We start from the raw sequence: 7,900 nt of genomic DNA on the forward strand, positions 1-7,900 counted from the left end.
GATGGCGGGCGCGTCGGCGGTGCACGCCCCGAACGGCTTCTTCAACCAGAGCGGCGGCTACGAGCACGCCGCGTCACTGGGTCTCGCGGCGGCAGGCCTCGCCGTCACGGGTCCCGGCCGGCTCTCCCTGGACCACGCCCTCGGCCACGCGGTCGACCGCGGCTGGATGGTGCCGGTCGCCCTCGCGGGCACGGCGGCCGCGACACTGGCAGTGGTGGGGCTCCGCAACAAGCGGCTGCGGAGCGAGAAGGAGGGCGAGCAGGGGGAGTTGTTCGACGAGGACAGCATGTCGTACAGCGGCTAGAACAACTTGGGACCGCTGGGGACGACTTGGGGCCGCTGGGCCGCTGCTTGGGATCGCGTGAGACAGGGGCGGTCGCCGGCACCCGCCCTGGTGCCGTCCGGCTCGTGACAGGCTGATTGTCATGAGCGACGACGATCTCTGGGAGTCCATCGACCGCCTCCAGGACCGGCTGGCGAGCGCCCAGCCGGACCGGCCGCCCCAAGAGGCCCTGCTCCTGCGGATGTTGAAGCTCTCGGAGGAGGTCGGCGAGGTCGCCGAGGCGGTGATCGGCGCCACCGGGCAGAACCCGCGCAAGGGCGTGTCCCACACCTGGGACGACGTCCAGTCCGAGCTGTGCGACGTGATCATCACGGCCGCGGTGGCCCTGCGGACACTGACGCCGGAGACTCGCGAGGTGTTCGCCGCGCACCTGGCGCGCGTGACGGACCGCTCGCTCGACCCGGGGCAGTAGGGCTCCGCGCGGGAAACTCCGCGTGGGAAATGTCGTATCGGACCTGCGGGTCGACGCCAGGCTCAGGACGAGTCCGCGTAGCGGGCGGCGATCGCGGCGGCGCGGTCGCGCAGGGTGGTGCGCAACGACTGCGGGGTCAGGGCCTCCGCGTCCGTGCTGAGCTGCCACAGTGCCCATTCGGCGTGGCGCGAGTCCTGGAAGGTCACCTCCAGCCGCAGCTATCCGTCCGCGTCGGGCTCTTCCGCACGGACGGCCGGCGCGGTGTTCAGCAGTTCCTCCCGCCGCGCCGGATTCACCCGTACCAGCACGGTGAGGTGCTCGCCGCCGGAGAGGAACCGCGCGGAGCGTTCCCGCCAGATCCGGTCCAGATCGACCCGGTTGGGCCGCTGTGCCGGTTCGGGGAGTTCCTCGGCGGCCAGCACCCGCGACAGCCGGTAGGTGCGGTCCGCGCCGGACCTCGTGGCCAGCAGGTAGGCCCGGTCGCGTGCGGTGACCAGGCCGATCGGGTCCACCGTGCGCCACTGCGGTGCCTGGCCCGTGGCCGCGTAGTGGATGCGCAGCTTGTGTCCGGCGAGCACCGCGTGCCGGACCTCGATCATGGTGGTCCCGGGCACCTCCTCGGTGACCAGCCGGCGTGAGAGCAGGTCGGTCTCCGGCTCGACGAGGAATCGCTGGGCCGCGTCGCTCGCGGTGGCCCGGTGGCCTTCGGGCAGCGCGTCGACCACCTTCCGCATGGCCGAAGCGAGCGCCGAGCCGAGGCCGAACGCCTGCTCGCCGCGCCCCGATCCGGCGGTCAGCAGGGCGAGGGCCTCCTCGTGGTTCAGCCCGGTGAGTTCGGTCCGGAAACCGGGCAACAGCGCGAACCCGCCGTGCCTGCCGCGTTCGGCGTAGACCGGGACGCCGGCCGCGGACAGTGCCTCGATGTCGCGCAGCACGGTGCGGGTGGACACCTCCAGCTCGCGGGCCAGCGTGTCCGCGGTCAGCCGGCCGCGCCGGCGCAGCAGCAACACCAGTGAGACCAGCCGGTCGGCGCGCATACGAGAACGCTATCGAATGGGCGACTGAACGCCTGACTGAATACGTGACTGAGGATGTCGTGATTTGTTGCGAGGCTCGTCCACACGACGTCGCAGACACGACGTCGAAGCCGACGGCTACCGAGCCGATGGCCGTACGTACTCCCCATGAATCGACATGAATCGAATGGAGCTGACGTGGCAGTGGAACGAACGGCGGTCAACCCGGTGACGTGGTCGGCGGAGCTGGGCTTCAACCAGGGAGAGGTCGTCTCCGGGCACACCCGGACCCTCTACATCCCCGGGCAGACCGCGATGAGCGGCGACGGCAAGCCCGAGCACGACGGTGACATGGCTGCGCAGTTGGCGCTGAGCGTCGACAACCTGGAGGCCGTACTCGGCGAGGCGGGCATGTCTCTCGCGAACCTCGTCCGGCTCAACGTCTACACGACCGACGTCGATCTGCTCTTCCGGCACTACGGCGTGCTGGCGGCGCGGTTGGGCGCCGCCGGGGTGGCACCGACCACCACGATGCTCGGCGTGACACGGCTGGCGATCCCCGGCCAGATGGTCGAGCTGGAGGGAACCGCCGTCGCGTGACGCGGGCCCCCGGGGCATCGGTTCGTGGACATCAGCCCGGCGGCAGGCAGTGGTCGTCCGGCGCGACGGTCTGCCAGATGCGGCGGCCGATGTCGCGCAACTGCCGCTGCTGGGCCCGGGTCAGCGGTTCGAAGACGTAACGGCTCACGGCCTCCGCGTGCCCGGGGGCCGTCGCGACGACCTTGTCCCAGCCGGCGTCCGTGAGGATGGCGAGGGTGTAGCGGCCGTCGGCGGGATCGGGCGTACGGCGCACCCAGTCGCTCTTCTCCAGCCGCTTGACCAGGTGGGAGAGGCGGGACAGCGAGGTGCCCGTGTAGCCGGCTACCTCGCTCATCCGCATCGTGCGCTCCGGGGCCTCGGAGAGCATCGCCATCACCTGGTACTCGACGTGGCTGACCCCGGCGTCGCGCTGCAGCTGCGCGTCGAGCGCGCCCGGCAGCCTGACCAGCACGCCGGCCAGCGCGTGCCAGGCCTCCTTCTCGCCGTCGGTCAGCCAGCGAGGCTCCTGCGGGGTCTCCATGGCCGCCACTTTAACGTGACGGTTCAAGTGATCGGCCCGCCCCGAAAGCCCCGTTCCTCCTACGCGGGCGTACGCGTGAAGGCGAGCGTCGCCGTGACGGTGGTCAGGCCGCGGATCATGCCCAGCTGGTTCCAGCCCATGCCGAACTGCTCCCGGTCCACGGTGAATTCCGCGGTCAGCGTGACCGCGGAGGCGGTCGCGCCGGTGACGCGGGCGGTGACGGTCTACGGGCGGCTGATGCCACGGGCGGTCAGCTGACCGGATATCTCGACGGTGTCGTCCTGGCGGACCGTGGCGTTGCGGACGGCGAAGACGAGGGAGGGGTGCCGGTCGGCGTCGAAGAAGTCGCCGCCGCGCAGGTGCTCGTCGCGCTTGCGGTTCTTGGTGTCGAGAGACGCGGCGTCCAGGGTGATCGTGCCGCGGGCGGTGCCGTCGGGCTGGACCTCGCCCTCGCCGGTGACGCCGCCGAAGGTGCCCTTCACGGTGACCATGCCCCACATCGTCCTGTGCTTGATGGCGACGGTGGTGCGGGCGGGGTCGAGCTGCCACAGCCCTGTTTCTACGGCGACGGTCATGGGACCACTCCTGACGGTTTCGAACGATCGACTCAGTAATCCAAATTTGGATGACCCCACGCTAGTCGATTATCCAAAATTGAACAACGGGTAGACTTGTGGACTATGGCCGACTCCTCCTCCCTCGCCGACCAGCCCGAACGCGAGCCGACGGGCGGAGACGGACTGCCGACGGACTGCGACGGGCTGCCGACGGGCGACGCCGGGCTGCTGCCGGCCGAGTTGCGGGCCTGGATGCGTCTGCTGGCCGCGGCCGGGGCGATCGAGCAGTTGCTGCGTTCACGGGTCAAGGACGCCATGGGGATCTCGCACGACGAGTTCCTGGTGCTGTGCCTGCTGGCCGACCAGCCCGGCTCCAGCCTGCGGATGACCCGGATCGCGGAGCTGCTGGGGCGCCCGAAGACGCGGCTGACCTATCAGGTCGCCTGCCTGCAGCACGCGGGGCTGATCAGCAAGAACTCGGCGTGCGGCGACCGGCGCGGTATCGAGGTGACCCTCACGGACAAGGCCCGCCGCCTGCTGAGCGAGTCCTCGCGCGTCCTGGCCGACGCCGTCTCCGAGGCCATCGCCCAGACGGCCTGCGCCCAGCGGTACGCGCAGCTGCACGACCTGCTGCCGGTGCCGCCGGTCCCGGCGACCGAGGGGCACGGCACCGAGCAGCCGTAGTGGCCGCAGCAGTCGCAGCAGTCGCAGCAGCCAAACAGTGAGGGGCTGTGGTGTGCGGGTCACCGCCACACCACAGCCCCTCACCCCTCTTCAGGTACGTACCGACTAGAAGCCGGGAAACACCTTGCGCAGGTCGTCCAGAGTCAGGCCGTCCCCGGTGAGGGTCACGCCCTTGGGTGTGTTCGCGGGCGCGTGGCGGCCCGTGACGAGCCGGAGCCACCACTCCGCCGGTGTGCCGAGCACGGCGTCGGGCTCGGCCGGTTCGTCGGTGAGCGCGACCGCGTCGCCCAGGTCCAGCCCGAACGACCGCTCGGGGGAGGTGGTGCGGACGGCGACGCGGACGTGCCGGCCGCCGAGGGCGTCGGCCTTGCCGACGAAGCCTATGAGCATGCCGACCTGATCCAGGAGCGGCCCGGTCGCCGCCCGCGCCAGACCCACGCTCCGGTCGAAGGCGACCTCCACGTCCCAGGAGTGGTTGGCGAACTCGCTGAGCCGCATGCTCGCGGCGGTGGCCACGTCCACGGGCGCGGGCAGGAACCCGAGGTCGATCCGCAGGTCCTGCCGCGCCTGTGCGTCGAGGTCCTCATAGGCGCGCACCAGCGCCTCGTTGGAGGCGACGAACCCCTCTGCCTGCTCGGCCGGGGACATCGCGTCCCACCGGGCCCACACGGACTTGTTGAAGTCCATGTCCTTGGGCCCGGTGCCGCTCACCGCACCCTCCAGGACGGCCAGGCCTATCTCCGCGCCGCTGCCGAGGTGGCTGAGCACCTGGGCGACGGTCCACTCCGATGCCCCGGAGGGCCGGCCGAGGTCCCCGGCGGCGAGGCCGTGCACGACGGTGGTGAGGTAGTCGTGTCCGCTGCGCAGAGCGTCGATGATCTGGTCGGCACGTTCGGTCATGTGTCTCAACTCCGAGGAGATGGGGGTGTATTGGCGGCCCGGTTCGGGCGACACTCCCTACGGGCCGGCCTGACGCGTCTTCGACTCGCCGCATCCTTGACTTGAACCTTCAAGCTGGACCGTAAGTCATTCCACTTGAACCGTCAACCGACATCGAGCCTCGCGGGCACCCCCTGGAAGAGCCGCACCGGGACGGCCGCGGCCAGCGTCCGACAGCCCTCCGGGTTGAGGTGCAGCCAGTCCCCGTCGTGCAGGGTGGGGAGCAGCTTGCGCGGGTCCCGCGGGTCGCGGACGGCACGGTCGAAGTCGATGACCGCGTCGAACGTCCCGCTCGTACGGATCCAGGAGTTGACCGCCTGCCGGGCCGACTCACGGTGCCCGTCGGGGTCGTCGTACATGGTGTTGCCGCCGAACGGCGTCAGTGTGGCCCCGTACACCCGGATGCCCTGCGCGTGTGCGCGGACCACGATCTGCTCGTACGCGGCGGTCAGTTCGGCGGTGACGCTCCGCTGGGCGGCCGGGGTGGCCGCGGCGGTGCCGAGGTCGTTGACCCCCTCGAAGACGACCAGCCAGGAGACGCCGCTGCGGGACAGGACATCACGGTCGAGGCGGGCGAGGACGTTGGGGCCCAGGCCGTCGTTGAGGACGCGGTTGCCGCCGGCGGCCTGGTTGAGGACCGCGACGTCCGAGGTCGCGGCCCGGGCGTGCAGCCGGTCCAGGAACTGGTCGGGCCAGCGGTTGTTCCCGTTGGTGGTGGAACCCCGGCCGTCGGTCAGGGAGTCACCCAGCACGGCGACCGCCGCCGTGCCGCGCCCGGAGAGCACCTCGACATCGCTGAGCAGATACCAGTGGTTGACCGGGGTCGCCTCCGGCAGGTCCAAGTCCCTTGTGCGGTCGGCCTTCTGGAGGTACGAGGTGGTGCGCGATCCCGGATGCGAGGTGAGCGCGAGAGAGGGCTGACCCTCGGCCAGGTACGCGGTCACGGTCAGGTTCGAGCCCGGCCGGAGGTCGAAGTCCAGTGCGTCCGAGACGACTTGGGCCCCGGCGGGCACAGTCGCCGAGCCGCGCCCGCCGAAGGTCACCCGCCGCAGGGTGCCGGGCTCGATCGCGGCGACGCCGGCCCGTCCGTCGAGCGGGAGCGCCACGGTCACCGCCGTGAGCGGCAGCGCGGTGTCGCCGAAGGCGTTGGAGAAACGCAGCCGCAACCGCTCGCCCCCGGTCGAGACACGCACGGTCTGCCGCAGCGTCGTGTCGGCCAGGACGGCACGGTCCTCGGTGAACGGCGGGGGCGGCATGTTGCCCGGTTCGGTGAGCTGCGGCATCGCGGTCCAGGTGTTGACCCAGTGCCGGGCGGCGGACGACGACGGGCTGCCTGTGCCCCCTTCCCCACCCCGGATCCCCTTGGCCAGGGCCACCAGCGCGGACGAGGTCACGACGAGGGCGAGGATGAGGACGAGGGGGGTGAGCAGACGGGTGATCAGGTGGGCGAACGGGGCTCTTCTGGGCGTGGACGGCTTCGTGGGCATGCTGCCTCCTCCGGAGCGGGCGGGATCCCTGGCGGCCGAAGACACCCCCGGCCGCCAGGATGTGACGGAGCATCAAGACAATTACTGACGATCCATCAACTCACGCTGCACGCCGTCCCGTTGAGGGTGAACGCGGTCGGGGCCGCGCTGTTGCCGCCGTGATTCGCCTGATAACCGATGCCGACGCTCGCGTTCGGCGCGATCGCGGCGTTGTACGTGGCGTTGGTGGCGGTCACCGCCCCGCTCGCCGGGGCGTACGTGGCGCCCCAGCCGTTGGTGATGGTCTGCCCGGAGGGCAGGGTGAAGGCCAGCTTCCAGCCGTCGATGCGGACGGTGCCGGTGTTGGTGATCGTCACGGAGCCGGTCAGTCCCGTACTCCACGCGTTGGTCGTGACGGTCACCTTGCAGGCGCCGGGCTGGGGTTGGGGCCCGGGGTCCGAGCTGTCCAGGCCGAAGAACGCGAGCACCCGGGCCGCCATGCCGTACGCGTACAGGTTGTGGCCGACGCCCTGGAGGCTGATGGCCTCGACGGGAGCCCGGTCACCGGTGGAGCCGTACCGGGTGCGGGTCCAGCCGGACTGGGGCGAGTCCGTGGCGGCCGGAGTCTGACTCACACCCAGCACATTGGTCCACTGCTTGATCTCCTCCCCGAAGTTGGGGTAGCGCAGGACGTCGTCCTCGGTGCCGTGCCACACCTGCATCCGTGGCCGTGGGCCGGTGTAGCCCGGGTAGGCGGTGCGGACCAAGTTGCCCCACTCCTGCGGGGTGTGGATCACGGTGCCGCCGGAGCACGCGCTGTTCCACTCGGAGCCGTCGGTGGTGGCGAAGCAGCCGAACGGCACACCCGAGAACGCGGCGCCGGCCGCGAACACGTCTGGATAGTCGCCCAGCAGGACGTTCGTCATCATCGCGCCCGAGGAGATGCCGGTGGCGAAGATGCGACTGGTGTCCGCGGAGTAGGCACGCGTCACCCAGTCGACCATCGACTTGATGCCGACGGGGTCGCTGCCGCCGCCCCGCCTCAGCGCCTGCGGCGAGGACACGTCGAAGCACTTGCTGGCGCGGGTGACGGACGGGTAGACGACGATGAACCCGTAACGGTCGGCGAGCGAGGCGTACTCGGTTCCGGAGTACATCGCCGGGCCGGATCCCGTGCAGTAGTGGACGGCCACCACGACCGCGGGGTTCGTGGTGACACTGTCCGGCACGTACAGGTACATCTGCAGGTTGCTGGGGTTGGTGCCGAAGTCGGTGACCTCGGTGAGTGCGGCGGCGGGTGCGAGGGTCGATGCCGCGGCGGGTGCGGTAGTCGGCACCGCGGCGGGAGCGGGCGTGCGGGCCG

Annotated in this window: 7 protein-coding genes and 3 pseudogenes; 4 read left to right on the forward strand and 6 right to left on the reverse strand. The window is 70.9% G+C overall.

The annotated features are described in order from the left end of the window. Both O3Q52_RS43995 and O3Q52_RS44000 read left to right on the forward strand, forming a co-directional pair. Positions 1-304, forward strand: a pseudogene (locus O3Q52_RS43995) (RpiR family transcriptional regulator); the annotation flags it as partial. 121 nt (positions 305-425) lie between these two features. Then, positions 426-755: a MazG-like family protein gene (locus O3Q52_RS44000; protein ID WP_269654129.1), complete on the forward strand. Its 330-nt coding sequence runs from the start codon at positions 426-428 to the stop codon at positions 753-755. 62 nt (positions 756-817) lie between these two features. On the opposite strand, the pseudogene O3Q52_RS44005 reads toward O3Q52_RS44000, so the two are convergent. After that, positions 818-1,792, reverse strand: a pseudogene (locus O3Q52_RS44005) (helix-turn-helix transcriptional regulator). A 183-nt stretch (positions 1,793-1,975) separates the two neighbouring features. On the opposite strand from O3Q52_RS44005, the gene O3Q52_RS44010 reads away from it, so the two are divergent. Beyond that, positions 1,976-2,371, forward strand: coding sequence for a RidA family protein (locus O3Q52_RS44010; RefSeq protein WP_269654134.1), 396 nt, complete (start codon positions 1,976-1,978; stop codon positions 2,369-2,371). Positions 2,372-2,402: 31 nt separating this feature from the next. Here the strand turns inward: O3Q52_RS44010 and O3Q52_RS44015 are convergent, their stop codons facing one another. Together O3Q52_RS44015 and O3Q52_RS44020 are read right to left on the reverse strand one after the other, a co-directional pair. Beyond that, the gene (locus O3Q52_RS44015) at positions 2,403-2,891 is read right to left on the reverse strand and encodes a MarR family winged helix-turn-helix transcriptional regulator (RefSeq protein ID WP_269654130.1); all 489 of its coding nucleotides are present in this window, start codon (positions 2,889-2,891) and stop codon (positions 2,403-2,405) included. Positions 2,892-2,950: 59 nt separating this feature from the next. Next, a pseudogene (locus O3Q52_RS44020) lies at positions 2,951-3,466 on the reverse strand (YceI family protein). Positions 3,467-3,571: 105 nt separating this feature from the next. Here O3Q52_RS44020 and O3Q52_RS44025 point away from each other — a divergent pair. After that, on the forward strand, positions 3,572-4,132 hold the full coding sequence (locus tag O3Q52_RS44025) for a MarR family winged helix-turn-helix transcriptional regulator (RefSeq protein WP_269654131.1): 561 nt from the start codon (positions 3,572-3,574) through the stop codon (positions 4,130-4,132). Positions 4,133-4,237: 105 nt separating this feature from the next. On the opposite strand, the gene O3Q52_RS44030 is transcribed toward O3Q52_RS44025, so the two are convergent. The 3 genes from O3Q52_RS44030 to O3Q52_RS44040 form a co-directional block, all read right to left on the reverse strand. Beyond that, positions 4,238-5,032 carry a maleylpyruvate isomerase family mycothiol-dependent enzyme gene (locus O3Q52_RS44030; protein WP_269654132.1) on the reverse strand — a complete coding sequence of 265 codons (795 nt, stop codon included), beginning with the start codon at positions 5,030-5,032 and terminating at the stop codon, positions 4,238-4,240. Positions 5,033-5,175: 143 nt separating this feature from the next. Then, positions 5,176-6,558, reverse strand: coding sequence for an SGNH/GDSL hydrolase family protein (locus O3Q52_RS44035; RefSeq protein ID WP_269654133.1), 1,383 nt, complete (start codon positions 6,556-6,558; stop codon positions 5,176-5,178). Positions 6,559-6,653: 95 nt separating this feature from the next. Further along, positions 6,654-7,874, reverse strand: coding sequence for a PHB depolymerase family esterase (locus O3Q52_RS44040; protein ID WP_269654135.1), 1,221 nt, complete (start codon positions 7,872-7,874; stop codon positions 6,654-6,656). Positions 7,875-7,900 lie beyond the last annotated feature (26 nt).

The organism is Streptomyces sp. ActVer (assembly GCF_027270795.1).
In the GTDB taxonomy this organism is placed as follows: domain Bacteria; phylum Actinomycetota; class Actinomycetes; order Streptomycetales; family Streptomycetaceae; genus Streptomyces; species Streptomyces umbrinus_A.

What these genes read in the sequence shown, in the direction of transcription:
- O3Q52_RS44035 (WP_269654133.1), bottom strand. Translation starts at nt 6,558, where the DNA reads ATGCCCACGAAGCCGTCCACGCCCAGAAGAGCCCCGTTCGCCCACCTG.
- O3Q52_RS44030 (WP_269654132.1), bottom strand. Translation starts at nt 5,032, where the DNA reads ATGACCGAACGTGCCGACCAGATCATCGACGCTCTGCGCAGCGGACAC.
- O3Q52_RS44015 (WP_269654130.1), bottom strand. Translation starts at nt 2,891, where the DNA reads ATGGAGACCCCGCAGGAGCCTCGCTGGCTGACCGACGGCGAGAAGGAG.
- O3Q52_RS44025 (WP_269654131.1), top strand. Translation starts at nt 3,572, where the DNA reads ATGGCCGACTCCTCCTCCCTCGCCGACCAGCCCGAACGCGAGCCGACG.
- O3Q52_RS44000 (WP_269654129.1), top strand. Translation starts at nt 426, where the DNA reads ATGAGCGACGACGATCTCTGGGAGTCCATCGACCGCCTCCAGGACCGG.